The sequence below is a fragment of the Variovorax gossypii genome (assembly GCF_003965815.1).
GTDB classification, from domain to species: domain Bacteria; phylum Pseudomonadota; class Gammaproteobacteria; order Burkholderiales; family Burkholderiaceae_C; genus Variovorax; species Variovorax gossypii.
Map to the genome: position 1 here is coordinate 935646 of NZ_RXOE01000001.1, position 24032 is coordinate 959677.

Annotated in this window: 24 protein-coding genes, 2 tRNA genes and 1 riboswitch; of the genes, 19 read left to right on the top strand and 7 right to left on the bottom strand. The window is 68.6% G+C overall.

Annotated features, from left to right (window positions below):
• Window positions 1-5: 5 nt before the first annotated feature.
• On the top strand, window positions 6-335 hold the full coding sequence (gene fdxA, locus EJP69_RS04300) for a ferredoxin FdxA (RefSeq protein ID WP_093195456.1): 330 nt from the start codon (window positions 6-8) through the stop codon (window positions 333-335).
• The gene (locus tag EJP69_RS04305; RefSeq protein WP_240652032.1) at window positions 293-1375 is read left to right on the top strand and encodes an NAD(P)/FAD-dependent oxidoreductase; all 1083 of its coding nucleotides are present in this window, start codon (window positions 293-295) and stop codon (window positions 1373-1375) included. The genes fdxA and EJP69_RS04305 overlap by 43 nt, the downstream gene beginning before the upstream one ends.
• Here EJP69_RS04305 and EJP69_RS04310 read toward each other — a convergent pair whose 3' ends face one another.
• Window positions 1376-2680 (bottom strand): aspartate aminotransferase family protein, encoded by a 1305-nt coding sequence (locus EJP69_RS04310; protein ID WP_126468822.1) that lies wholly within the window; start codon window positions 2678-2680, stop codon window positions 1376-1378.
• A gap of 112 nt (window positions 2681-2792) precedes the next feature.
• Between EJP69_RS04310 and EJP69_RS04315 the strand changes: the two genes are divergently transcribed.
• The gene (locus tag EJP69_RS04315; protein WP_170217038.1) at window positions 2793-3536 is read left to right on the top strand and encodes a TetR/AcrR family transcriptional regulator; all 744 of its coding nucleotides are present in this window, start codon (window positions 2793-2795) and stop codon (window positions 3534-3536) included.
• On the opposite strand, the gene EJP69_RS04320 is transcribed toward EJP69_RS04315, so the two are convergent.
• Complete coding sequence (locus EJP69_RS04320; RefSeq protein WP_093195459.1) at window positions 3523-4461, bottom strand: LysR family transcriptional regulator; 939 nt, start codon at window positions 4459-4461, stop codon at window positions 3523-3525. The genes EJP69_RS04315 and EJP69_RS04320 overlap by 14 nt on opposite strands.
• An 84-nt stretch (window positions 4462-4545) precedes the next feature.
• On the opposite strand from EJP69_RS04320, the gene EJP69_RS04325 reads away from it, so the two are divergent.
• The 3 genes from EJP69_RS04325 to EJP69_RS04335 are packed head-to-tail and all read left to right on the top strand — an operon-like array spanning window position 4546 to window position 7747.
• Window positions 4546-5553 carry a Bug family tripartite tricarboxylate transporter substrate binding protein gene (locus tag EJP69_RS04325; protein ID WP_126468824.1) on the top strand — a complete coding sequence of 336 codons (1008 nt, stop codon included), beginning with the start codon at window positions 4546-4548 and terminating at the stop codon, window positions 5551-5553.
• A complete protein-coding gene (locus EJP69_RS04330) occupies window positions 5550-6770 on the top strand; it encodes an aromatic ring-hydroxylating dioxygenase subunit alpha (RefSeq protein WP_126468825.1) in 1221 nt (406 codons plus the stop codon). The genes EJP69_RS04325 and EJP69_RS04330 overlap by 4 nt, the downstream gene beginning before the upstream one ends.
• Complete coding sequence (locus EJP69_RS04335) at window positions 6767-7747, top strand: PDR/VanB family oxidoreductase (protein WP_126468826.1); 981 nt, start codon at window positions 6767-6769, stop codon at window positions 7745-7747. Before EJP69_RS04330 ends, EJP69_RS04335 begins: the two co-directional genes overlap by 4 nt.
• On the opposite strand, the gene EJP69_RS04340 is transcribed toward EJP69_RS04335, so the two are convergent.
• Complete coding sequence (locus EJP69_RS04340) at window positions 7721-9619, bottom strand: adenylate/guanylate cyclase domain-containing protein (protein ID WP_126468827.1); 1899 nt, start codon at window positions 9617-9619, stop codon at window positions 7721-7723. The two genes, EJP69_RS04335 and EJP69_RS04340, sit on opposite strands and share 27 nt — an antisense overlap.
• Before the next feature lie 198 nt (window positions 9620-9817).
• Window positions 9818-9918: riboswitch (TPP riboswitch) on the top strand.
• Window positions 9919-9994: 76 nt separating this feature from the next.
• Here EJP69_RS04340 and EJP69_RS04345 point away from each other — a divergent pair.
• On the top strand, window positions 9995-11341 hold the full coding sequence (locus EJP69_RS04345) for a purine-cytosine permease family protein (RefSeq protein WP_126468828.1): 1347 nt from the start codon (window positions 9995-9997) through the stop codon (window positions 11339-11341).
• On the opposite strand, the gene thiD is transcribed toward EJP69_RS04345, so the two are convergent.
• Window positions 11286-12146 (bottom strand): bifunctional hydroxymethylpyrimidine kinase/phosphomethylpyrimidine kinase, encoded by an 861-nt coding sequence (gene thiD / locus EJP69_RS04350; protein ID WP_126468829.1) that lies wholly within the window; start codon window positions 12144-12146, stop codon window positions 11286-11288. The two genes, EJP69_RS04345 and thiD, sit on opposite strands and share 56 nt — an antisense overlap.
• Window positions 12147-12181: 35 nt before the next feature.
• On the opposite strand from thiD, the gene EJP69_RS04355 reads away from it, so the two are divergent.
• The 9 genes from EJP69_RS04355 to EJP69_RS04395 all read left to right on the top strand — a co-directional run bounded on the left by EJP69_RS04355 (window position 12182) and on the right by EJP69_RS04395 (window position 19767).
• Window positions 12182-13273, top strand: a complete 1092-nt coding sequence (locus EJP69_RS04355; RefSeq protein ID WP_126468830.1) for an FAD-dependent oxidoreductase — start codon at window positions 12182-12184, stop codon at window positions 13271-13273.
• Window positions 13270-13473 (top strand): sulfur carrier protein ThiS, encoded by a 204-nt coding sequence (thiS, locus tag EJP69_RS04360; RefSeq protein WP_093195467.1) that lies wholly within the window; start codon window positions 13270-13272, stop codon window positions 13471-13473. The genes EJP69_RS04355 and thiS overlap by 4 nt, the downstream gene beginning before the upstream one ends.
• An 18-nt stretch (window positions 13474-13491) precedes the next feature.
• Window positions 13492-14304: a thiazole synthase gene (locus EJP69_RS04365; RefSeq protein WP_093302647.1), complete on the top strand. Its 813-nt coding sequence runs from the start codon at window positions 13492-13494 to the stop codon at window positions 14302-14304.
• Window positions 14301-15233: a thiamine phosphate synthase gene (thiE, locus tag EJP69_RS04370; RefSeq protein ID WP_126468831.1), complete on the top strand. Its 933-nt coding sequence runs from the start codon at window positions 14301-14303 to the stop codon at window positions 15231-15233. Before EJP69_RS04365 ends, thiE begins: the two co-directional genes overlap by 4 nt.
• A 5-nt stretch (window positions 15234-15238) precedes the next feature.
• A complete protein-coding gene (locus tag EJP69_RS04375; RefSeq protein WP_126468832.1) occupies window positions 15239-17392 on the top strand; it encodes a TonB-dependent siderophore receptor in 2154 nt (717 codons plus the stop codon).
• A 49-nt stretch (window positions 17393-17441) separates the two neighbouring features.
• Window positions 17442-17517: transfer RNA gene (locus tag EJP69_RS04380), tRNA-Asn, on the top strand.
• Window positions 17518-17692: 175 nt separating this feature from the next.
• Window positions 17693-17768, top strand: a tRNA-Asn gene (locus EJP69_RS04385).
• A gap of 134 nt (window positions 17769-17902) precedes the next feature.
• Entirely contained in the window at window positions 17903-18763 is an 861-nt protein-coding gene (locus EJP69_RS04390) for an AraC family transcriptional regulator (protein ID WP_126468833.1), read from the top strand.
• Complete coding sequence (locus EJP69_RS04395; RefSeq protein ID WP_240652033.1) at window positions 18760-19767, top strand: alpha/beta hydrolase family protein; 1008 nt, start codon at window positions 18760-18762, stop codon at window positions 19765-19767. The genes EJP69_RS04390 and EJP69_RS04395 overlap by 4 nt, the downstream gene beginning before the upstream one ends.
• Here EJP69_RS04395 and EJP69_RS04400 read toward each other — a convergent pair.
• The gene (locus EJP69_RS04400; RefSeq protein ID WP_126468834.1) at window positions 19745-20062 is read right to left on the bottom strand and encodes a YnfA family protein; all 318 of its coding nucleotides are present in this window, start codon (window positions 20060-20062) and stop codon (window positions 19745-19747) included. The genes EJP69_RS04395 and EJP69_RS04400 overlap by 23 nt on opposite strands.
• A gap of 344 nt (window positions 20063-20406) precedes the next feature.
• On the opposite strand from EJP69_RS04400, the gene EJP69_RS04405 reads away from it, so the two are divergent.
• Window positions 20407-20808, top strand: coding sequence for a GreA/GreB family elongation factor (locus EJP69_RS04405; protein ID WP_093195473.1), 402 nt, complete (start codon window positions 20407-20409; stop codon window positions 20806-20808).
• 57 nt (window positions 20809-20865) lie between these two features.
• Here EJP69_RS04405 and EJP69_RS04410 read toward each other — a convergent pair whose 3' ends face one another.
• A complete protein-coding gene (locus EJP69_RS04410; protein WP_126468835.1) occupies window positions 20866-21084 on the bottom strand; it encodes a hypothetical protein in 219 nt (72 codons plus the stop codon).
• A 468-nt stretch (window positions 21085-21552) separates the two neighbouring features.
• Here EJP69_RS04410 and EJP69_RS04415 point away from each other — a divergent pair, with 468 nt between their 5' ends.
• Entirely contained in the window at window positions 21553-22446 is an 894-nt protein-coding gene (locus EJP69_RS04415; RefSeq protein WP_093195475.1) for a CsgG/HfaB family protein, read from the top strand.
• Window positions 22447-22500: 54 nt separating this feature from the next.
• Here EJP69_RS04415 and EJP69_RS04420 read toward each other — a convergent pair whose 3' ends face one another.
• On the bottom strand, window positions 22501-22905 hold the full coding sequence (locus tag EJP69_RS04420; RefSeq protein WP_126468836.1) for a GFA family protein: 405 nt from the start codon (window positions 22903-22905) through the stop codon (window positions 22501-22503).
• A gap of 101 nt (window positions 22906-23006) precedes the next feature.
• Here EJP69_RS04420 and EJP69_RS04425 point away from each other — a divergent pair, with 101 nt between their 5' ends.
• Window positions 23007-23984, top strand: coding sequence for a helix-turn-helix transcriptional regulator (locus EJP69_RS04425; RefSeq protein ID WP_126468837.1), 978 nt, complete (start codon window positions 23007-23009; stop codon window positions 23982-23984).
• Window positions 23985-24032: the final 48 nt, after the last annotated feature.

Here is a 24032-nt window from a genome sequence, read left to right on the forward strand (position 1 = left end):
AACAAATGACCCACGTCGTCTCCGAAGCCTGCATCCGTTGCAAATACACCGACTGCGTGGACGTTTGCCCCGTCGACTGTTTCCGCGAAGGTCCCAACATGCTGGTGATCGACCCGGACGAATGCATCGACTGCGCGGTCTGCATCCCCGAGTGCCCGGTCAACGCGATCTACGCCGAGGAAGACCTGCCGGCCAACCAGATCGCCTTCATCAAGATCAACGCCGAGCTGGCCCAGGCCGACGGCTGGAAGAGCATCACCAAGCGCAAGCCCGCCCTGCCCGACGCCGAGGAGTGGAAGGACAAGACGGACAAGGTCGGGGAGCTGGTGCGCTGAACCAGCCCGCCGTTCCCGCCGCTCTTCCGATCGAGACCGACGCCCTGATCGTCGGCGCCGGCCCCGTGGGGCTGTTCCAGGCCTTCCAGCTGGGCCTGCTCGAAATCTCCTGCCACATCGTCGATGCACTGCCCGCCGCGGGCGGCCAGTGCGTGGCGCTGTATGGCGACAAGCCCATCTACGACATTCCCGGCACGCCGGTGACCAGCGGGCGCGACCTGGCGCAGTCGCTGCTGCAGCAGGTGGCACCGTTCAAACCGCAATTCCACTTCGGCGAGCAGGTTTCCACCCTGGCGCGCGAGGCCGATGGGCGGCTGCTGCTGACCACGTCGGCAGGCAAGGCATTCCTTGCGAAGACCGTGTTCATCGCAGCCGGCGTCGGCGCCTTCGTGCCCAAGCGCATCGCCGTCGAGGGTATTGCGCAATTCGAGGGCAGCTCGCTCTTCTATCACCCCGATTCGCTGGACCGCTTCGCCGGACAGACGGTGGTGGTCAACGGCGGTGACGACATCGCGCTCGAAACCGCCATCGCGCTCACGACTGTCGCCAAGCAGGTCACGCTGGTGCACCGACGCGACGGCTTCCAGGCCGAGGAAGCGACCGTCTCGGCCATGCGCGCCCTCGTGGCCGCCGGCCAGCTGGCCTTCAAGGTCGGCCAGCCCACGGCTTTCGATGGGAAGCAACTGCAGATCACCACGCCCGACGCGACCACCGTCGACCTTCCGCTCGACGCGCTGGTCGCCTGCCTCGGCATCTCGCCGCGCCTCGGCCCCATCGCCGACTGGGGCCTGGAGCTGGAGCGCAAGCAGGTGCCGGTCGACACCGAGAAGTACGAAACCCGCGAGCGCGGCGTGTTCGCGGTGGGCGACATCAACACCTACCCGGGCAAGAAGAAGCTCATCGTCTGCGGCTTCCACGAGGCCACGCTGGCTGCCTGGGGTGCCACGGCCATCGTGTTCCCCGGCAAGGCCGTGCCGCTGCAGTACACGACCACCAGCACCCGCCTGCACGAGCTGCTGGGCGTGGCCGGCTCCCGCTAGCTAGTTCGCGCGGGGCAGCAGTGCCCTGTATTCACCGATGAAGCTGCCGATGGCGGCCACGTAGCGGTCGATGTCCGCGTCGGTCAGCGGCAGCGACAACACCACGAAGCCGCGCGGCGAGGTGTAGATGCCCTCGCTCAGCAAGTGGAAGAACAGCAGCTGGCGCAGGCGGGCATCGACCAGTGCCAGGTCGTCGGTGCTGCGCACCTCGCCGGCCACGAAATGCGCGTTCATCAACGAGCCGATGCCGGTGAACTGCATCGCGACGCCCTCCCCGGCGCACAGCGCATCGAGCCGCGTCCGCATCGCATCGCCCCTGTCGGCCAGCGCACCGGCCGCTTCCGGCGTGAACAGCTTCGTGAGCCCGGCGTGCCCGGCCGCCATCGTCAGCACGTTGTTGTTGAAGGTGCCCGAATGGGCCAGCGGCCCGGTGCGCGGGTCGAACAGAGCCATCACGTCGGCACGGCCGCCGAAGGCGCCGAAGGACATGCCGCCGCCGATGTACTTGCCCAGCGTGGTCAGGTCCGAGCGGATGCCAAGCTTGTTCGCCAGCCCGTGCGGCGCCAGGCGCGAAGTCATCACCTCGTCGAAGATCAGCAGCGCACCGACGCGCGTGGCCGATTCGCGCAGCGCCTGCAGGAACTCCAGGCGGCCCGGAATGCAGCCGCTGGCGCCTTGCATCGGCTCCAGCAGGACGGCGGCGATCTCGGGGCCATGCTTGTCGATCTGCTCGCGTGCTGTCTGCGTGTCGTTGTAGGGCAGCACGAGGAAGTCGAAAGGCACCGTCGTCGGCGACGGCTTTGCGCCGAAGCCCAGCACGCCACCGTGGTAGCCGCCCGAGAACACGACGATCTTGCGGCGGCCCGTGAAGTGCAATGCCGCGGTCAGTGCCATCAGGTTCGCCTCGGTACCCGAGTTGGTGAAGCGAAGCTGCTCGATCTGCGGAAAGCGCTCGCAGATGAGCCTTGCGAGCCGGCCTTCGAGCAGGTTGTGGCCCGTGAGGTTGATGCCGCCCTGCATCGCACCGACGACGGCTTCGCGGATCTCGGGCGCCGAGTGGCCGTAGACGCCGGCCGTGTACTCCGCAATGAAGTCGGCATAGCGATGACCGTCGGCGTCCCACAGCGTGGCGCCCTCTCCCCTGGCGATCGTCAGCGGGAACGGCGCGTAGAACAGCACCGAACGGCTGTTGGCGCCGGGCATGTAGCGCGCCTGTTCCTCGAACTGGCGATGGCTGGCCGGGTTGCTCTCGGTGAAGCGGCCGTGCGCGGCTGCAAGGGCTTGGTCGATGTCGGAATGGGCCATGGCGATGTCCTTCGAAGGTGGTGCGCCCGTCGCTTGCAGCGCGATTTATTGATCGATGCTCAATTTAATTTGTTTATACAGTCAACCCGACTGCAGCACAATGGCTGCAACCATGACGAAGAATTCGCCCCAAAAGGTCCAGAAACCCCGTACGGCCGGCCGCCCCGCCGGTGGCGGCGGCCTGACGAAGCAGCGCATCGCCGAGGAAGCACTGGCGCAGATCGACGAGTTCGGCCTGGGTGCCTTCAGCATGCGCGAGGTAGCGGCGCGGCTCGACGTGTATCCGGCCACGGTGCACTGGCACGTGAGCACGCGCGAGGCCCTGCTGGCCGAAGTTGCGGCGCTCGTCATGGCCGAAGTGCTGCCGCCGCCCGGCAAGCTCGCATGGCAGGACTGGATCGCCGAGCTGTTCCGCCGCTGCCGGGCCGCGGTGCGGCGGCACCCCAACGTGGCACAGCTGCTGGGCGCGCAACTGGTATCGAACGGCAGCCTGCCGATGGAGCTGGTCGAGGGCGTGCTGGCCGCACTGACCGAAGCCGGCTTCGAGGGCGAGCCGCTGCTGGAGGCCTACAACTGCGTGGTGGCCGCGATGCTGGGCTTCCTGACGATGGAGTTCTCGCCCCTGCCCGCCGACAACACCCAGGCCTGGGCCGAGGAACTTCGCGAGCGCGTGCACACGATCCGCCCGCTCGACCACCCGGTGCTCACGCGCAACCTGGCGCAGCTGGCCAACAAGGCCTTCATCCTGCGCTGGGACAACGGCACGACGGTGCCGCTGGACAGCAGCTTCGAGCGGCACATCCAGATCACCATCGACGGGCTGGAGGCGTTCGCGCGCAGGCTCAGGCCGCGCTAGCGGTGCCCTCGGCCGGCGCGTCGCGCCCGATGCGCAGCAGCGCGTCCTTCAGCCACAGCACGCCGGCATCCGAGTTGGAGCGCCGGTTCCAGCACACCACCGAGCGGTAGCCCTGCAGCTCGAAAGGCAGCGGGTGCACCGCCAGCAGGTGGCGAAAGCGCTCCGCCACGCGCAGCGGCATCACGGCGACATGGTCGGTCTGCGCCAGCAGGTCGACGATCTGTCCGAAGCTGGTCATCGCCACGCTCATGGTGCGCGTGCGCCCCAGCCGCGCCAGCACCTGGTCGATGAGATCGTCCAGTGCCGAGCTGCCGTAACCCAGGAACACGTGCGGGGCCTCGCAGAAGGCGTCGAGCGTGGCCTGCCGCGTCATCGTCGGGTGGCCCAGGCGCACGGCGACCACGTAGCGGTCTTCGTAGAGCAGCTCCGATTCGCAATCGCTCGGCGGCTGCAGCCGCGGGAGCACCGCGATGTCGAAGTCGCCCTTGCGCAGACGCTCGGTCAGCGTGAGGAAGGAACTGGTCTCCCAGTAGATGCGGATGCGCGAGCCGCTGGCCACCAGCTCGTTGGCCAGCCTCGGCAGCAGCAGGTGGCTGGCGTAGTCGCCGCCCGAGATGCGGAAGATGCGCTGCGAGGCCGCCGGGTCGAAACCCTCGCCGGGCTCCAGCATCGCCGACAGGTCGGCCAGCACGCGCTCCACCTGCCCGGCCAGGGCCTGCGCGCGGGCCGTGGGCTCCACGCCATGCGCGGTACGGGTGAAGAGCGGGTCGCCGAAGGTGTCGCGCAAGCGGTTGAGCGAGGCGCTCACGGCGGGCTGGCTCAGGAAGAGCCTCGTCGCCGCGCGCGACACGCTGCGCTCGCGCATCAGCGCATCGAAGGTCCGCAGCATGCCGACGTCGAGGCTGCGGATATCACGTTGGGCCATATCTCATATTCAAAGCTTCGAATTGCCCGTGGGGCGGGCTGTCCGTATCGTCGAGCGCACAAGTACATCACGACTGGAGACACGATGAATCGGTTCAGACCCTCGCCGCCCGGCGAGGCCACCCGCCGCCGCGCGCTGGGCACCCTCGGCGCAGGCCTCGCGACACTCGCCCTGCCCGCCTTCGCGCAGGCCCCGCACTTTCCCAACCGCGTGGTGCGCATCATCCCGTTCGGCTCCGGCGGCGGCCCGATGGACACCATCGCCCGCGTCTACGCCGAGAAGCTCAAGGCCCGCTGGAACCAGCCGGTGATCGTCGAGGCCAGGCCCGGCGCGAGCGGCACCATCGCCGCAGACACCGTCGCCAAGGCAGCACCCGACGGCTACACCGTGCTGCTTACCCTGCCGCTCACGCACATCAACAACGTGGTGCTGCAGCCGAAGCTGCCCTACGACCCGGTGAAGGACTTCGAGCCGCTTTCGCAGCTGGCCACCGGCGGCCCGATGCTGATCGCGCGCGCCTCGGCGCCGTTCTCGAACGTGCGCGAATTCGTGGCCTATGCCAAGGCGCACCCCGGCATCTCGTACGGAACCTGGGGCAACGGCTCCAACGCGCACCTGTTCGGCGAGCTGCTGGCGAGGCAGAACGGCCTGGACCTGGTCCACGTGCCCTACAAGGCCGAGGCCGCCGCGCACAACGACATGTTCGGCGAGGCGCTGGGCGTGGCCTGGGCCAACCCGTCGACCGCGCGCGGCCTCGCGCAGGCCGGCCGCATCAAGGTGCTGGGCATCACCGGCCGCCAGCGCGTGCGCTCGATGCCCAACGTGCCCACCTTCACCGAGCAGGGCTTCGCGGGCTTCGACCTCGACAGCTGGATCGGCGTGTACGCGCCCGCGAAAACACCGCAGCCCGTGCTCGACGAATGGTCCACCGCGCTTCGCGAGATCACGAAGATGCCCGACATCCAGGAGCGCCTGGCCGGCTTCGGATTCGAGCCGCTGGGCAGCACGCCCGCCGAGTTCAGGGCCAGCTACAAGGCCGACTTTCCCCGTGTCGCGGACCTGATCAAGGCCGCAGGAGTCACTCCCGAATGAGCACCGTCGCATCCGCATCCCCCACCGAATGGCAGCCGATCGCCTTCGACACCGGCACCGCCTATGGCCGCAAGCCGCCCAGCCACAAGCCCGAACTGACCGAGGTCGGCGCGGGCACGCCCATGGGCGAATTGCTGCGCCGCTACTGGCACCCCATCGGCCTCTCAGCCGACGCCACGGACACGCCGCGCCAGGTGCGCGTGCTCGGTGAAGACCTGATCCTGTTCCGCGACAAGAAAGGCCGCGCGGGCCTCGTGCACTGGCGCTGCGCGCACCGGGGCGCCTCGCTCTACTACGGTCGCGTCGAGGAAGAAGGCATCCGCTGCTGCTACCACGGCTGGATGTTCGACGTGCAGGGCCACTGCGTCGACCAGCCCTGCGAACCCGATGGCGGCGCGCGCAGCCGCGGCCGCGTGCGCCAGCCCTGGTATCCGGTGCAGGAGCAGTACGGCCTGATCTGGGCCTACCTCGGCCCGGCAGAGAAGAAGCCCGTGCTCCCGCGCTACGACTGCCTGGAGGCACTGGACGAAGGCGAGACGCTCGAGGCCGACGGCAACAGCATCGGCGGCGGTGGACCGCAAATCATTCCGTGCAACTGGCTGCAGCACTACGAGAACGTGGCCGACCCCTTCCACGTGCCCGTGCTGCACGGCAGCTTCAGCGGCACCCAGTTCGTCGCGCTGATGGGCCAGATGCCCGACGTGACCTTCGAGAGCACCGAGACCGGCGTGAAGATCATCTCGATCCGCAAGACGGAGGACGGCAGCACCTTCCGCCGCGTGGCCGGCCCGGTGCTGCCCACGCTGCGCGTGGTGCCGAACCCGCGCGTGGCGGCCTACGGCCGGGTGGAATCCATCGGCTGGGTGCTGCCCATCGACGACCACAGCTTCCGCATCTACACCGTGGGCCGCGTGAAGACGCCCGGCGACTTGGCCCGCGTGCGCTCGCGGCTGAACGGCAAGCTGTGGGAAGAGCTGACCGAGGCCGAGCACCGCGCCTTTCCCGGCGACTACGAGGCGCAAGTGAGCCAGGGCGCGATCACGGCGCATTCGGAAGAGCACCTGGCCAGCTCGGACCGCGGCATCGTGATGCTGCGCCGGCTGCTGCAGCGCCAGCTCGACGCGGTGCGCGAGGGCCGCGACCCGGCCGGTGTGAGCTTCGATCCCGCGACGCCGCCCGTGCATTTCGAAGCCGGCAACTTCCTCGTACGCGAATGAGCGCGGTGGCGGCTGCGGGCCAGTCCATCGCCGTTCGGGTGGCACGCAAGACGGTGGAGGCCGAGGGCGTGGCCGGCTTCCGTCTGGTCTCGGCGGATGGCGCCCGGCTGCCGGGCTTCGCACCCGGCGCGCACATCGACGTGGCCCTGCCGGGCGGGCTGGTGCGCCAGTATTCCCTGTGCAACCTGCCCGCACAGGACGGGCACTACGAGATCGGCGTGCTGCGCGATGCCGCCTCGCGCGGCGGTTCGCTGGCGATGCACGACGCGGTGCATGAAGGCTCTGTGCTGAGCATCAGCCCGCCGCGCAACCACTTCCCGCTCCACGAAGACGCCGTGCACAGCCTGCTGCTGGCCGGCGGCATCGGCGTGACGCCGTTGCTGTCGATGGCCCAGCGGCTTGCAGCGCTGGGTGCGGGGTTCGCACTGCACTGCTGCAGCCGCACCGCCGCGCGCGCACCCTACCGGCGTCGGCTGGAAGCCAGCTCGTTCGCGGACAAGGTGTTCTTCCACCATGACGACGGACCGCCCGCGCAGCGACTCGATCTGGCTTCGACCATCGGACACCCGGCGCCCGGCAGGCGCATCTACGTGTGCGGCCCGCAGGGCTTCCTGGAGGCAGTGCGTGCCGCCGCGCGCGAACTGCAATGGCCGGACGCGCAGGTGCACTTCGAATACTTCTCGGGCACCCTGCCGGCAGCGGGCGAACAAGGCGAGTTCGAAGTCGAGCTGCGCAGCTCCGGCCGCGTGGTGCGCGTGCCGGCCTCGCTCAGCGTCGTGGACGCGCTGGCGGCCGAGGGCATCGACATCCCCGTGTCCTGCGCGCAAGGCGTGTGCGGCACCTGCCTCACGCGCGTGCTCGAAGGCGAAATCGAGCATCGCGACCTCTACCTCACGCCCGAGGAACAGGCCGCCAACGACCAGTTCCTGCCCTGCTGCTCGCGGACCCGCTCACCCCGGCTGGTGCTCGACCTGTAGCAGCTCGTAGAGCACCATCCGCGTCTGCCGGCCGCGCAGCTCGGCAAGCTCCTCGATACGGCGCGTGGCGAGCCTGCCGCCCAGCCCTTCGAAGGTGGCCTCCGAGATCAGCGTGCGCGTGCCCAGCTCCTTGTTCGCACCCTCGATGCGGCTGGCCGCATTGATCGCGTCGCCGATGGCGGTGTAGGAGAGGCGATCGCTCGACCCGAGCACTCCCGCGATCACGTGGCCGGTGTGGATGCCGACGCGCGTGCGGAACTCGGGCAGGCCTTCGCTGCGCCATTTGTCGTTGAGCGCATTCATCTCCGCATGCAGTTCGAGTGCCGCCAGGCAAGCCCGGTATTCGGGCTCGTCCAGCTCGGTCGGCGCTCCCCACAGCACCATGATGCCGTCGCCCATGAACTTGTCGATCACGCCGCCATGCCGCGCGAAAATGCCGGCGGCGAGGCTGAAGTATTCGGTCAGCTGCCTCACGAGCACGTCGGCCGGCATCGACTCCGAGATGGTGGTGAAGCCCTCGACGTCGGTGAACATCGCGGTGATGCGGCGCGGTGATCCGCTCGGCCCCAGCGCGTGCCCTTCGGCCACGAGCTGCCGGATGATGTCCACCGGCACGAACTTGCTGAAGGCCTTGAGGCTGCGCGCCGACTCGTCCAGCGCCTGATTGAGGTGCTGAATCTCCAGCACCCGACTGGGTTCGATCGGCAGGTTGTCGAGCTCCAGCCGCCCGATGCGGCGCGCGACGCGCGAGAGGTTCTCGATGGGCCCGGTCACCAGCTTCGACAGTCGCAGCGAAATGAACAGCGCCAGCCCGAGAAAGCTCACCGTCAGCAGCAGCGACCACAGCACCGAGCGATGCAGGCCGCCGAGCAGCTGCTCTTCGGGCTCCCAGCTGACGAGCTGCCAGCGGGTATGCGGGATGTGCGAGGTCTGCACGAGGTAGCGGCGCCCTTCGTGCTCGATGGAGAAGGCCAGGTCGTCGGCGCCGCCCGCGGTGCTGGTCGCCAGCATGTGCGAGTGGATGGCGCCGAGCACGCCGGTGTCGGGAGACTCCAGCTCGCGCACCGGCTCGGGATGGTCGCTGCGCGCGACCACATGATGGTCCGAGCTCAGCAAGGCGCTTTCGCCGCTGCCCAGCGCGCCGAAGATTCGCACCAGCCTCGACAGGTGCCCCAGCGACACGTTGCCGTCGACCACGAGCCCGCGCCTGTGGCCTTCGTCGTCGACACGCCCTGAAGGCCGCGCATGGCCGATGGCGAGCTCCTGCGCATCGCTCATCAGGAAGGGCTCGGTCCACACCGGGCCTTTGGCCTTCATGGCCTCCAGGTACCAGGTGCGCTTCTCGGGGTCGAAGTCGCTGCGGTAGGCGGAGATGGCCGTCGTTGCGAAGCGCTGCTTCGCATCGCCGCCGTCGAGATCGGGCGAGCTCTTGTACTGCCAGGTCTCGGTGCTGAACTCCGGACCGCGCAGCACCTGCCGGATGGCCGGGACCGGGTAGCGCACGGCCATCAGCACGTGGCCGTCGTCGGTGGCAACGTTGATGCTGTCGAGCTCCGGGGTCTGCTCGAGCATGGTCCAGAGCATCTCCGCGGTCTGCTCGCCGTCTTCTCCCGTCGCATGAACGCTCGGCGAATCGGCGATCGAGCGGATCACGCCCTCGGTCTTGGCGAGGAAGGCGAGCACGTTGTCCTCGACCCTGTCGTGATTGATCTTGTGCGCGGCGGTGCCTACCCTGGACACCAGCTTCTCGGCCGCCCAGTAGCCGAACGCCACCAGCAGCAGCGACTGCACCAGCGCGACGGCGCAGATGATGGTGCCTACGTCGACCCTGAAACGGCGCAGGCGGGGGCCCTCGAAATCGTCATCGGCCATGCAAGTTCCTCTCCATTTTTTCTTCCTGCTCGCTTATCGGCATGCGCTCCCGTTTCTTCTGTTGGTCGTTCTTCTGCTCGCGACGATTCTCGCCCCGCCCCTCCTCGCCCCCGGGTTTTCCCTGCCCTGCAAAGGCACGCCTGCCATTGCGGCTTCCCGGCAGCGGTAAACTCCGGCCCGCGCCGCGGGTTCCCGGGGCGCACTTGCTAGGGGTGCTGGGCGGCTTGCCGACCGGCTGAGAAAGTCCCTTTGAACCTGATTGAGGTAATCCTCGCGCAGGGAAGCTGGTCCGGTGGCGTCTCACGCCTTCTCGCGTGAAAGCCGCGCCACTGGGGCCTCGCCCACCTGCCAAACCTTTTGCACTGGAGCAAACGGATGGCACACGACAACAACGACAGCGCCGACAGCGCAGCCGTCTCCAACGAAGCGCTGACACCGCTTTCCGCTTCCCAGCGTGTATTCGGCTGGCACGACCATGCCTCGCTCTGGTTCAGCCTCGGCGTGGGCCTGCTCGTGATGCAGATCGGCGCCTACCTGGTTCCTGCCGTGGGCACGCGCGACGCCGCCATCGCCATCGTGCTCGGCTCCTGCATCGGCGCCGGCCTGCTGGCCTGGACCGCGCGGCTGGGCTGCCAGAGCGGACTGGCGAGCGCGGGGCTCATGCATGCCACCTACGGCAGCGCCTTCGCGCGCCTGCCGGTACTGCTCAACATCGTTCAGCTGGTGGGCTGGACCACCTTCGAACTCGTCGTGATGCGCGAAGGCACGCAGGCCATCGGCCAGACGGTCGTGGGCCCGGCACTGGGCAGTTTCTGGGGCGGCGTGCTGACCACGCTGCTGTGGGGCGCGGTGCTGCTGGCGCTGCTCGCGGGCTCGATGGTGAAGCTGGTGCGGCGCTTCGTGAGCCGTTTCGGCCTGCCGCTGGTGGTGCTGTCGCTGCTGTGGCTCACTTGGCAGTTCGCGACGCAGCTGCAGGCCAAGGGGCTGGATGCCTTCTGGACACGCCAGGGCGACGGCACGATGGGCATGTTCGGCGCGCTCGACCTGGTGATCGCGATGCCGGTGTCATGGCTGCCGCTGGTGGCCGACTACGCTCGGCACGGCAAGCGCAGCGCTGGCGGCCTGGGCGGCGCGTTCGGCGGCACCTGGATCGGCTATGCGCTCGCGAACGTCTGGTGCTATGCGCTGGGCGTGATGGTGGTGAGCGTGGCCGAGCCGGGCACGGGCCTCGTCACCGCGCTGCTGCTGGCGCAGGGTGGCCTCGTGGCGCTGGGACTGATCCTGATCGACGAGCTCGACAACGCTTACGGCGATGTCTATTCGGGCTCTGTCTCCACGCACAGCCTGCTGCCACGCTGGAGCGTGAAGCGCTGGGGCCTGCTGCTGGCCGCCCTGTGCATCGCGCTGGCGCTGGTGCTGCCGATGCATACGCTGGAGCCCTTCCTGCTGCTGTTGAGTTCGGTGTTCGTGCCGCTGTACGGCGTGATCATCGGCCGGCTCGGCAGCGGTGAGGCGGTGTCGCCGCAAGGCGCGCGGCGCAAGATCGATTTCGGCGCGGCTCTGATCTGGATCGCGGGCATCGCGTCCTACCACGCGCTCGCGAAGTGGGCGCCGCAGTTCGGCTCCGCACTGCCGACGCTCGCCGCGACCTTCGCGCTCGCCTGGCTCAGCCGGCCTTCAGCGCAAGGCGGTGCGTCGGCACTGGCGCAAAGCCGTGGTTGAGGGGGCCATGACCCGCGCCGATCTTCACGTTCGCTCCCGCGGCCATCGCGCCGAGGATGTAGGCACGCGCCCGCTCGACCGCATCGGGCAGCGTCGCGCCCAGTGCAAGGTGCGCGGCGATGGCGGACGACAGCGTGCAGCCCGTGCCGTGCAGGTTGCGGCTTTCGATGCGCGCGGAAGCCAGGCGCCGGCGGTCACCGCCGGCCTGCAGCAGCACGTCGACCACCTCGTTGCCCGGCAGATGGCCGCCCTTGAGCAGCACGGCCTTCGCGCCGAGAGCGAGAAGTTCGTCGGCCGCGCCGTCGAGCGCATCGATGCCTTCGATGGCATGGCCCACCAGCAAGGCGGCCTCGTCGAGATTGGGCGTGACGACCACGGCGCGCGGGAACAGCTCGCGCACCAGCACCTGCACCGTCTCGGCCGCGATCAGGCGGTCACCGCTGGTGGCGACCATCACGGGGTCGAGCACAACGTTCTTCAGCTGGTAGCGGTCGATGGCCCAGGCCACCACCTCGACCACCTCGGGCGCGTGCAGCATGCCGAGCTTGACTGCATCGACGCCGATGTCTTCCACCACGGCCTGGATCTGCGCCTTGAGGAAGTCGGGCGGCACCCCGTGAATGCCCGAGACGCCCAGCGTGTTCTGCGCGGTGAGCGCGGTGATGGCCGTCATGCCGTAGCAGCCCAGGGCCGCGAAGGTCTTGAGATCGGCCTGGATGCCGGCGCCGCCGCCGCTGTCGGAACCGGCAATGGAAAGCACGCGTGCGTAGCGCTGGGTGGGCTCTTGGGTCTTGCCTTGGGTCATGCCGAAAATTATCGGCGACGCGAAGGAGCCCCGGCATGAGCCTGCCTTTCGATTCCGTCGCAGTCCTCGGCGCGGGCCTCATGGGCCGGCTGATGGCGCTGACGCTCGCGCAGGCCGGGTGCAAGGTCGACGTGTTCGAGGCCGGCAGTCCGGAGGCCGAAGGCGCCGCCGCGCGCGTGGCCGCCGCGATGCTCGCGCCGCTGGCCGAATCGGCCGTGGCGCCGGTGTCGGTGGTGCGCATGGGGCAGCATGCCTTGTCGCGCTGGCCCAAGCTGCTGGCATCGCTGGCGCAGCCGGTGTTCTTCCAGCGCGAAGGCACGTTGGTGCTGTGGCACCGACAGGACGCCGCCGAAGCCACGCGGCTCGCGCGCGTGCTCGCGAACACCGGCGCACAGGTACCCGAGCTGGCACCGATGCAATCGATCGACGCCCGTGCGATAGCCGCGCTGGAGCCCTCGCTCGGCCAGCGCTTCGCGCAGGGCCTGTTCCTTCCCGGCGAAGGGCAGCTCGACAACCGCGCACTGCTGGCGTCACTGCTCGCCACGCTGCAGGCGGATGCCCGCGTCACGCTGCATTGGCAATCGGCACGCGCGCCATCCGACTTCTCCCCCGGCACGGCTGGACAGCCCGACTGGGTGATCGATTGCCGCGGTCTCGGCGCAAGGCCTCAGTGGAACGCGCTGCGAGGCGTGCGCGGCGAGGTGATCCGCGTGCATGCGCCCGAAGTCACGCTGCAGCGCCCCACCCGCCTAGTGCACCCGCGCTACCCGCTCTACATCGCACCCAAGCCCGGCAACCTGTTCGTGATCGGCGCGACAGAGATCGAGTCGGACGACATGTCGCCGGCCAGCGTGCGCTCCACGCTCGAACTGCTGAGCGCCGCGTATGCCGTGCACAGCGGCTTCGCCGAGGCGCGCATCGTCGAGATCGCGACGCAATGCCGGCCCACGCTGCCCGACAACCTCCCTGCCATCCGCCAGCCGCAGCCGCGCGTGATGCAGATCAACGGCCTGTACCGCCACGGCTTCATGATCGCGCCCGCCATGCTCGACGCCGCGATGGAGCTGCTGGCGCAAGGCCACTCGGCGCTCGCGGAAAGCTTCGGCCTGGAGGCTGCCCCCACATGACGATGAACATCCTGATCAACGACAAGCCCTTCGCGCTGCCCGACCACGCCACGCTCACGGACGCCCTGGCCGCGCTGGATGCCACGCCGCCTTTCGCGGTGGCGGTGAACCGCGAGTTCGTGCCGCGCTCGGCCTACGCCTCGCGCGAGCTGCAGCCCGACGACCGCATCGAAGTGATCCGCCCCGTGACGGGCGGTTGAATGATGGAGACGACAAGCATGACGACCACGAACGACCCGCTGGTGCTCTACGGCGAAACCTTCCAGAGCCGGCTGCTGCTGGGCACAGCACGCTACCCTTCACCCGACCTGCTCGAGGCCGCCGTGAAGCGCGCGAAGCCCGCGATGCTGACCGCCTCGCTGCGCCGCCAGACGGCCAGCCAGGGCTCGGGCAACAGCGACCTCGGCAACGGCTTCTGGGAACTGCTGCGCAAGCTCGCGGTGCCGGTGCTGCCCAACACCGCCGGCTGCCACAGCGTGCAGGAGGTGGTCGCCACCGCGCAGATGGCACGCGAGCTGTTCGACACGCCGTGGATCAAGCTCGAGCTGATCGGCGACGACTACACGCTGCAGCCCGACACGCTGAACCTGGTCGATGCGGCGTCGCAGCTGATCCGCGAAGGCTTCAAGGTGCTGCCCTACTGCACCGAAGACCTCGTGCTGTGCCAGCGGCTGGTCGATGTCGGCTGCCAGGCGGTGATGCCGTGGGCCGCGCCCATCGGCACCGGCCGCGGCCCGGTCAACCCGTATGCGCTGCAGGTGCTGCGCGACCGGCTGAAAGTACCGATGCTGGTGGACGCGGGGCTGGGACTGCCCTCGCACGCCTGCCAGGTGATGGAGTGGGGATACGACGGCGTGCTTCTGAACACCGCCGTCGCGCTGGCGCAGGACCCGGTCGCGATGGCCGGCGCCTTTGCCGACGCGGTTCAGGCCGGGCGCAGCGCACACCGTGCCGGCGCCATGGCCGCGCAAGAGGCAGCGCAGCCCAGCACGCCGGTGCTGGGCACGCCTTTCTGGCATCACGAATCATGAGCACAGCACTCGATTCCAGCGCCGTCGCGCAGGCCATCGTCGCGACGCACGGGCTGCGCTTCGGCGCCATCACGTCCGCGCCGCCGAGCGCGCCGAACTTCTCTTCCGACGATCCGGTGTACCGCGGTGCCAAGCGGGCCTGCTCGGCGCTGGGCTTCATCGAGATCGACGCCGAATGCCTGGCCCATGCCTGGCGCGCGCAGACCCAGCGCCTGAGCGGCTTCGACGCCACGCTGTGGCCCGATGCGCCCGAGGACTTCGGCATGCGCCCCTTCCCGCCCACCGCTCGCGACGATGCGTTTCCGCCCTGCCCCGAACGGCTGGGCCTCTACGCCGTGCTGCCCGACGCGCAATGGGTGGGCCGCATGGCGCGCGCCGGCGTGCCGACGGTGCAACTGCGGTTCAAATCCGCGGACACGGCAGCCGTCGAGCGCGAGGTGCAGGCGGCCGTCGAGGCGGTGCAAGGCACCGGCGCGCTGCTCTTCATCAACGATCATTGGCAGGTGGCCATCGCGGCCGGTGCCTATGGCATCCACCTCGGGCAGGAAGACCTCGATGAGCTCTCGCCCGAAGACCTGGCGCGGCTGCGCGACTCCGGCCTGCGCCTGGGCGTCAGCACCCACGGCTATGCCGAGATGGTGCGTGCCGACAAGGTGAGCCCAAGCTACATCGCGATGGGCGCGGTGTACCCGACCACGCTCAAGAAGATGGCGACCGCGCCGCAGGGCGTGGCCCGGCTCGGCGCCTATGCGCGCCTGCTGCGCGGCTATCCGCAGGTCGGCATCGGCGGCATCGATGCCGTGCGGCTGCCCGAGGTGCTGGCCACCGGAGTCGGCTCCGTCGCAGTGGTGCGCGCGCTGGTCGCGGCCGAAGACCCCGAGGCCACGGCCGCGCAATGGATGGCGGCCATCGACGCCGCCGGCAACTGAACAGAATGAACAAGTCCGAGCTCCCCCTTTCTCCTTCCAGCTGGCCGCTTTCTCCCGTCTCGCGCGCACTGGCCGTCGTTCTCTTCACTGCCGCGTGCGGCGCGCATGCGCAGCAGGCAGCGCTGCCCGAGGTCACGGTCAACGACGCGGCCGCCGCGCCGCAGGCCGACGTCAGCGGCTTCGGCGACGTTCCTCTGCGCGAGTTGCCGATCTCGGCCACGGTGATCGACAGCAAGCAGCTGCAGGCCAGCGGCGCGCGCCGGCTCGCCGACCTCACGCAGTTCGACTCGTCGGTGACCGACGCCTACAACTCCGCCGGCTACTGGGACTACCTCACGGTGCGCGGCTTCGTGCTCGACAACCGCTTCAACTACCGGCGCGAGGGCCTGCCGATCAGCGCGGAGACCTCGATTCCGCTCGACAACAAGGAGCGCGTCGAGATCCTGCGCGGCACCAGCGGCATACAGGCCGGCACCAGCGCGCCGGGCGGGCTGGTCAACTACGTCGTGAAGCGGCCCACCGAACAGGACCTGCGCGCGGTGCGCATCGAGACCACGAGCCGCGGCAGTTTGCTCGGCGCCATCGACCTCGGAGGGCGCTTCGGCGAGAACCGGCAGTTCGGCTACCGCATCAACGTCGCGAGTGAAAACCTCAAGCCGCTCACGCACAACCTCGACGGCAACCGCAATCTCTTCTCGCTCGCGGCCGACTGGCGCATCACGCGCGACTCGGTGCTGGAGTTCGAGATCGAGCAGAGCCGCAAGACGCAGCCCAGCCAGAACGGCTACAGCCTGCTGGGCAGCGTGCTGCCGGCGCCAGTCGATCCGCGCATCAACCTCAACAACCAGCCATGGTCGCAGCCCTCGGTGTTCAAGGCGCTGACGGGCACGCTGCGCTTCAGCCAGGCACTGAACGCCGACTGGCGCTGGAGCGCGCAGATCGGCCAGCAGCGCCTGAAGACCGACGACCGGCTGGCCTACGCCTTCGGCTGCGGCGCCGAGGGCAACTACGACCGCTACTGCTCCGACGGCACCTTCGACGTCTACGACTTCCGCAGCGAGAACGAGCGCCGCACGCAGACCGCGGGCAGCATCAACCTCAAGGGCAACGTGACGACGGGCAGCGTGCGGCACGAACTCGGCTTCGGGCTGATGCAGAGCCGCGTGCGCAACCGCTTCGACAACCAGGCCTACAACTACGCGGGCACCGGCAATATCTGGGGCACGGCCATCGTGCCGCCGGCCCCCGACGCCACCACGCCGCAGACCAACCGCGACGAAAAGTCGACCGAGTTCTCCGTGCAGGACGCGATCCGCTGGAACGACCGCTTCACCACATGGCTCGGCGCGCGCCACACGCGCCTCGACCGCAGCAGCATCGGCAACGACGGCTCGAACCCTACCGGCTACAAGCAGGACGTGACCACGCCGTGGATCGCCGCCAGCTATGCCATCCAGCCGGGACTCATGGCCTATGCGAGCTGGGGGCGCGGTGTCGAGTCGCAGGTGGTGCCGAACAAGATCTCGCAGTACAGCAACGCCGGGCAGGCCCTGCCCGCGCTGCGCTCGCGCCAGTGGGAACTGGGCATCAAGGGCGGCAGCGATGCCTTCAACTGGCAGCTCGCATGGTTCGACATCTCGCGGCCGATGACCAACATCGACCTGTGCAGCGGGTTGTGCGAGGTGCGCAACGACGGCAAGGCCGTGCACCGCGGCCTCGAGGCCGGCGCGCAATGGAACCAGGGGCCGTGGCGCATCGGCGGCAGCCTGACGCTGATCGATGCCAAGCGGCGCGGCAGCACGGCCAATCCGGCGCTCAACGGCGAGTCGCCCACGAACGTGCCGAAGCAGGTGCTGCGCGCGCAGACCGCCTACCGCTTCGCATCGGTGCCGGGCCTCGAGGTGGCGGGACAGCTCTCGTACGAAGGCCGCCGCAACGTGCTGCCCGATGGCTCGGTCACGCTGCCCTCGTGGACACGCGTGGATGCTGTGCTGCGCTACGACACCAAGCTGCGCGGCGCGAATGCGAGCTGGACGCTGTCGATCGACAACCTCTTCGATCGCCGCTACTGGAAGGAATCGCCCTACCAGTTCAGCCACGTTTACCTGTTCCCCGGTGCGCCGCGCACGCTGCGCCTGGGACTGAGCGTTGCACTTTGAACGCGAAGTTGAAAAGCAGCGAAAAAGAACGCTATAATCTAAGGCTTGTTCCTCGATAGCTCAGTCGGTAGAGCGCCGGACTGTTAATCCGTAGGTCCCTGGTTCGAGCCCAGGTCGAGGAGCCACCATCAAGCCGCAAGGCCACTGGAAGCCCCGCTACTCACAAGGTAGCGGGGCTTTTCATTTGCGACTGTGCTCGGCGTTTGTTGCAGAGAGTCATCGCAAGTGATGGGATCGGTGCAAAAAATGCTTCCGGCCGGCCGGAATCGGCAAAACCATTGCATATAATTTAAGGCTTGTTCCTCGATAGCTCAGTCGGTAGAGCGCCGGACTGTTAATCCGTAGGTCCCTGGTTCGAGCCCAGGTCGAGGAGCCACCATCAAGCCGCAAGGCCTCTGAAGAGCCCGCTGTCTTTATCGGACAGCGGGCTTTTTCTTTGGTGCGATCAGCTGACCTACATGAGCAAAGTCGGCTAAGTGCTCTTCCCGCGAAAAGCGCACACTCGCGCGCATGGAAAGCAGCCGCCGCATCGAGCAGGACTACCGCGCCCGCGTGGCGCGCGCCGTCGCGGCTATCGTTGCCGATCCGATGGCCGAACACCGGCTCGAAGACCTCGCGCGGCTCGCGCATTTCTCGCCCTTTCACTTCCATCGCGTCTATGCGAGCGTGGCCGGCGAAACGGTGGCCGCCACGGTCCGCCGCGTGCGGCTGGCGCTCGCCACCCGGTTGCTGGAAGCCGGCGACCAGAGCATCACGCAGGTCGCGCTGGCCGTGGGTTACGAAAGCCCGCAGGCCTTCACGCGAGCATTCGGCCAGTTCACCGGGCAGTCGCCGCGTGCCTTCCAGCAGAAGATGGTGCGGGCGATCCTCGATGTCGATGCGCTGCCGCAACCCGATGACGGCATCGCCGCGCCGGCAGTGCGCATCGTCGAGTACCCCACGCGGCGGCTGCACGCGCTGCGGCATCAGGGGCCGTTCTCGACCATTCCTCATACCCATCGGCGGCTGCGCCAGCACGCGGGCACGGCACGCATCTCGGCCCGATGGGGAGCCTCCTTCGGCGAGCCCGAGGGCGGCCCCGGCTTCAGGTACTACGCCGCCCTCGATTCCCCCGACCCCTGGCCGGACGTCGCCGAGGTCGAGATGCTCGACATTCCGGGCGGCTGCTACGCGGCGCATCGCCTGGCCGGCCCGTACTCGCAGATCAACGCCGCGGTGCGCGCCCTCTACATCCGATGGCTGCCAGCCAGCGGCTACGAGCCCGACGACCGGCCTACGCTGGAGCACTACCTGAACTCGCCGTGGCAGGTCTCGCAGGCAGAACTGCGCACCGACCTGCTGATTCCCATCCGCCGCACGAACGCGGCATGAAGCTGCCGATGCGACGCGCCCTGCTCCTCGTCGCGCTCTGCCTTTGCTGCGCGCGCATCGCGCAAGCCGCCGGCTTCAGCCTGATCGAAGTGCCCGCCGACAGCAACGGCCCGGCGCTGCGCGGCGCCGTGTGGACCCCATGCGACGCGCCCGCAGACAGGCTCTCGTTCGATCCGCTGGTGATCGAGGGCACGAGAGACTGCCCGATTGCCGGCAAGCAGCTGCCGCTGGTCGTGATCTCGCACGGCAAGGGCGGCTCGTCCCTGCTGCACCACGACACGGCGGCTGCGCTGGCCGACGCAGGCTTCATCGTCGCCACCATCAACCACCCCGGTCACAACTTCCAGAACATGAGCGGCGCGAGCCATCTGTCGGTATATGCCACGCGCCCGGCAGACATGAAGCGGCTGGTCGACTACATGCTCGGCGCGTGGCCGGGGCGCGCGGCCATCGATGCGAACCGCGTCGGGCTTTTCGGTTTCTCCGCTGGCGGATACACCGGCCTCGTCGTGGTCGGTGCTGTTCCGGACTTCCGGCTGCGCGACGACCTCTGCCCGCCGGCCTCCATGACGCCGCTGTGCGAGGAGATTCGCCGCAACGAGCTGCCGAAGATGCCCGCGCGCGACGACCGCATCAAGGCCGCCGTCATCGTCGATCCGCTCACCGCTTTCGACACCAGCGGCCTGAAGAACGTGACGCTGCCGATGCAGCTCTGGGCCTCGGCCTTCGGAGGCGATGGCGTCGCGCCGCGCTACGTGGAAGCGCTTCGCCGCGACCTGCCCGTCCGGCCGGAGTGGCACATGGTGCAGGGCGCGACGCACTTCGCCTTCGTGGCGCCCTGTTCGCCGGTCATGGCGCAGGCAATGCAGCAGATCTGCCGCGACCGTCCGGAGTTCGACCGCGCAGCCTTCCATGCGGACTTCAACACGCAGGTGCTGGCCTTCTTCAAGCAACAACTCGGGCCGGAAACGGCCGCCAGGGCTAGCGCGGCTGGAACGCGATGAGCCCCATGCCTGCAAGGCACACCGAAACACCCGTCACGTCCCACGCGGTCGGCCTGATGCCGTCCACCGCCCAGAGCCACGCGATGGCCACGCCGATGTACACGCCGCCGTACGCGGCATAGACGCGCCCCGCCGCCGTCTCGTGCAGCGTGAGCAGCCACGCGAACAGGGCAAGGCTGATCGCCGCTGGCAGCAGCAGCCATGCGGAGCGATCCTGCTTGAGCCAGAGGTACGGCAGATAGCAGCCGACGATTTCCGCGAGCGCCGTCGCGACGTAGAGAAGAAAGGTCCGCATCCGGAGATTGTGCGGTCCACATCGCACTTACCGGCAAGGCACGTGAGGCCATTGCTTGATGGCCCCGCGGTGCATCCCTACACTCGCGCGCATGGCCCGTTCGTTCCACTCCCGCAAACACGCTGCGCTCGAAGCAGCGCGTGCCGGCGATGTCGCGACCACGGCGACCATGGCGGCCTACCGACGCACCTCCGCACTTTCCTGAGCCCGGCGGTCCGCTACCCTTCTTTCTGATGCGCGAACCATTGACCGCCGGGCACCCGCCGCGCGGCCGCGACGTCGTTCGTTCCCCTCCTCATTCATTCATGGAGAGCGGCGCCGCATTCAACTGGAGTGCTTCATTCATGCCCGCAACCATTCACGGGGAGCGCACGCTCACCGAACTCGACTTCGTCCGCCTGGGAAAACTGGCGGACCACCAGCTCCCGCCCGCTCTGGCCGACTTGCTCGATGCAGCGGACGTGCTGCCCTCGCGCGAGATCGCCGCGGACCTCGTGACGATGAACTCCCAGGTCGAGATCGAAGACCCGGCCACCGGCCAGCGGCAGCAGATCACCCTCTGCTACCCCGGCGACTCGCAGCCGGGCGCGGGCTTCGTGTCGGTGCTGTCGCCCGTCGGCATCGGCCTGCTGGGCACGAAGACCGGCGCCACCGCCTGCTGGCGCATGCCCAACGGCACCGAAGGCTCGGCGCGCGTGGTGGCGGTGCTTTTCCAGCCGGAGGCCAGCGGCGACTACACGCGCTGACTACACGCGCTGACTACACGCGCTGACACACGCGCCGATGTCGAGCGAGCGCGTCGCTCAGTGCTTGATCACGGTGCTGGTGCGGTCCTTGGCGCTGTCGATGGTCGCGCTCACGGAGTTCGTGTTGACCGCCAGGGCTATCAGGATGGAGCCGACGAAAGCCGGGTCGGCCGCGCCGCTGAAGTTCGAAGCGCCGGCGATGGCCAGGGCCTGCTGCACCTGCTGGCGGGTCAGTTCCAAGGCCGCTTCTCCAACGATGTTCTTCTTGGTTGCCATCTGAAAACTCCTGGAAGTGAAGACCTGACTGTAACTTTCGGGATCGAGCCTTCGCGGCGTTCCTCCTCGAGGGCCGGCGGCGCGGGCACGCCTGTTGTTTCACCGCGCTTCCAAAAGTTTCCAAAGTAATAGAATCGCCCCGCTCCATCCACCCGTCCCCGGCGCAGCGCGCCTGCACGACGGCAGCGACAGGGGCGATCGAGGACATGGGTTGCCGTTTCCCACGCGTCCCCGGTTTCGGACTCTGGTCGAGGCACCACCCGCGCGGTGGGCAGCGAGCGACCAGGCCACGCGAACATGCACATGACTTTCGGCACTGGTGTGCCGGATTCTCGGACCGTATCGTCGCGCGGTCGCCGGCGGCGCGTCGAATCGGGAGGTCGTACAGGCCAAGGCAATTCCATCTTCGATCTTGACAAGTGACGTCCGCAACGGGCGCCGCCTTCTTTTCACTTGACAGATCGGGACATGGCTTTTTCTAAACTCTCTCTCGCAAGCGCACTCGCCGGCCTGCTGGCCCTTTCGGGCTGCCAGACCATGGACATGCAAATGGGCAGCCAGTCGGCCAAGACCGTGGCCACCGGCAGTGCCGCCGGCGCCGCGACCTCCGGCGAAAGCAGCCAGCTCGAGCGCTGCGATTCGCCCCTGGGCACGGTCTCGCTGATCGAGAACGTGAACGCGGGCTGGTACACCATCCTCACCGGCGAATACAAGCTGCCTCCCACGGCCAACCTGCTGCGCCTGCTGGTGCAACAGTCGAACTGCTTCGTGGTGGTCGAGCGCAGCGCAGCCGGCATGAACGCGATGACGCGCGAACGCGCGCTGATGCAATCCGGTGAAATGCGCGGCGGCAGCAACTTCGGCCGCGGCCAGATGGTGGCTTCCGACTACGGCCTGTCGCCCGAGATCGTGTTCAGCAACAGCGACGCCGGCGGCCTGGGCGGTGCGCTCGGCGGCCTGGTGGGCGGCGGCCGCGGCCGTGCCATCGCCAGCATCGGCGCAAGCCTGCAGACCAAGGAAGCCAGCGCGCTTCTCACCCTGATCGACAACCGCTCCGGCGTGCAGGTCGCGGCCGCCGAAGGCAGCGCCTCCAAGACCGACTTCGCGGGCTTCGCCGGCCTGGGCGGCCTCTCCGCCGCCGGCGGCATCGGCGGCTACACGCGCACGCCGCAGGGCAAGGTGATCGCGGCCGCCTTCATGGACGCCTTCAACCAGATGGTCCGCTCGCTGCGCAACTACAAGGCGCAGACGGTGCGCGGCCAGGGCCTCGGCGGCGGCGGCCGTCTCGGCGTGGACGGCGGCGCCGCTCCCTCGCAGACCTCGGCGCCCGGCGCCGCTCCGGCAACCCGCCGCCGCAAGTAAGGGCAGCAGCAGGCGCGCACCCCGCGCGCGCCTTCGCCGGCCGGCCCGCCTCGCTCAGAGGTAGCGCGTTTCGGCCGGCGCTTCGAACCAGTTGTTGTTGCGCCCGTCCATGTACTGGACGGGTGCCGTCGACAGTTCCTCCAGCGTCACGTCGTCCAGGCAGTTCACCGCCACGCTCACGTAGGCGCCACCGATCTCGGGCACGTTGCCACGCCCGAACGAACGCACGCCGCAGCTCCTGCAGAAAAGCCATTCGGTGCTGTGCGAGTTGAACTGGTACAGCGACAGCTCCTCCTCCCCCGACAGCAGCGTGAATGCATCCGGCTTCACGATCGCGCCCCATGCGCGGGTCTTGGTGCAGATCGAGCAATTGCACTTGCCGGTGCCTTCGGCGAGATCGATCAGGGCCTGGAAGCGAACCTTGCCGCAATGGCAGCTGCCGTTGTATGTCTTCTTCATGGTCTGTGTCCTGTGCTCCGCTGTGCGGGGGTTGAAAGTGGAAGCAAGGTTACGACCCATTGCGGACAGATTCTGTCCTCGATTGCGGGCATCATGCGCACATGCTTTCAGCCTCCGCACGCCTGATCCGGCTTCTCTCGTTGTTCCAGGCGCAACGCTCGTGGACGGGCGCCGACCTCGCCGGCCGGCTCGAGATCACCGAACGCACCTTGCGCCGCGACGTCGACCGCCTGCGCAGCCTGGGCTACACGGTCGACTCCACCTCGGGCGTGGCCGGCGGCTACCGGCTGGGCGCTGGCACCGCCCTGCCGCCGCTGCTGCTGGAGGACGAGGAAGCCATCGCGGTCGCGCTCGGCCTGGGCAACCCGGCCGGTGCCACGGGCGACATCGGGAACGCCTCGATGCGCGCGCTGGCCAAGCTCGAGCAGCTGATGCCGCCGCGCCTTCGCCGCCGGCTCGACAGCGTGCGTTCGTCGGTGGTGCCGGTGATGAGCGACAAGTCACCCGTGCGCCTGAAAGCCGTGTCCTTCCTGGCCGAGGCCTGCACCGAGCGACTCGAGCTGCGCTTCGGCTATCGCGACCATCACGACACCGTCACCGAGCGCACGGCTCAGCCGCACCGCGTGGTGCAGACGGGACGGCGCTGGTACCTGCTGGCCTGGGACATCGCGCGCGAGGACTGGCGCACCTTCCGTCTCGACCGCATCGTCGATGCGGAGCCAACCGGCGCGCGCTTCACGCCGCGCCGGCTGCCCCATGGCGACGTCGCGAGCTACATGGAGCATGCGCTGAAGGTCTCGCCCTACCTGCATCACGCGCAGGTGCTGGTGCACGCGCCCGCCAGCGCGCTCGAGCCTTATCTCGGCTGGGTCAGCGGCACGCCGCAGGAGGCCGGCGACGGCGCCACCCGCATCGCCACCGGCGCCAATTCGCTCGACGCGCTGTCCGTCTGGCTCGGCTGCCTGCCGTACGATTTCGAGGTCGAATCGCCGCGCGAACTGGTCGAACACATCGCCCTCGTGGCCTCGCGGCTCGCGAAGGCGGCGGTCACGCCGCCAAGCAGCCACCGAAAGCGGTAGGCCGCCTCCCCCGTATATAGGATGGGCAGCGCGCAAGCCGCCCCCTAC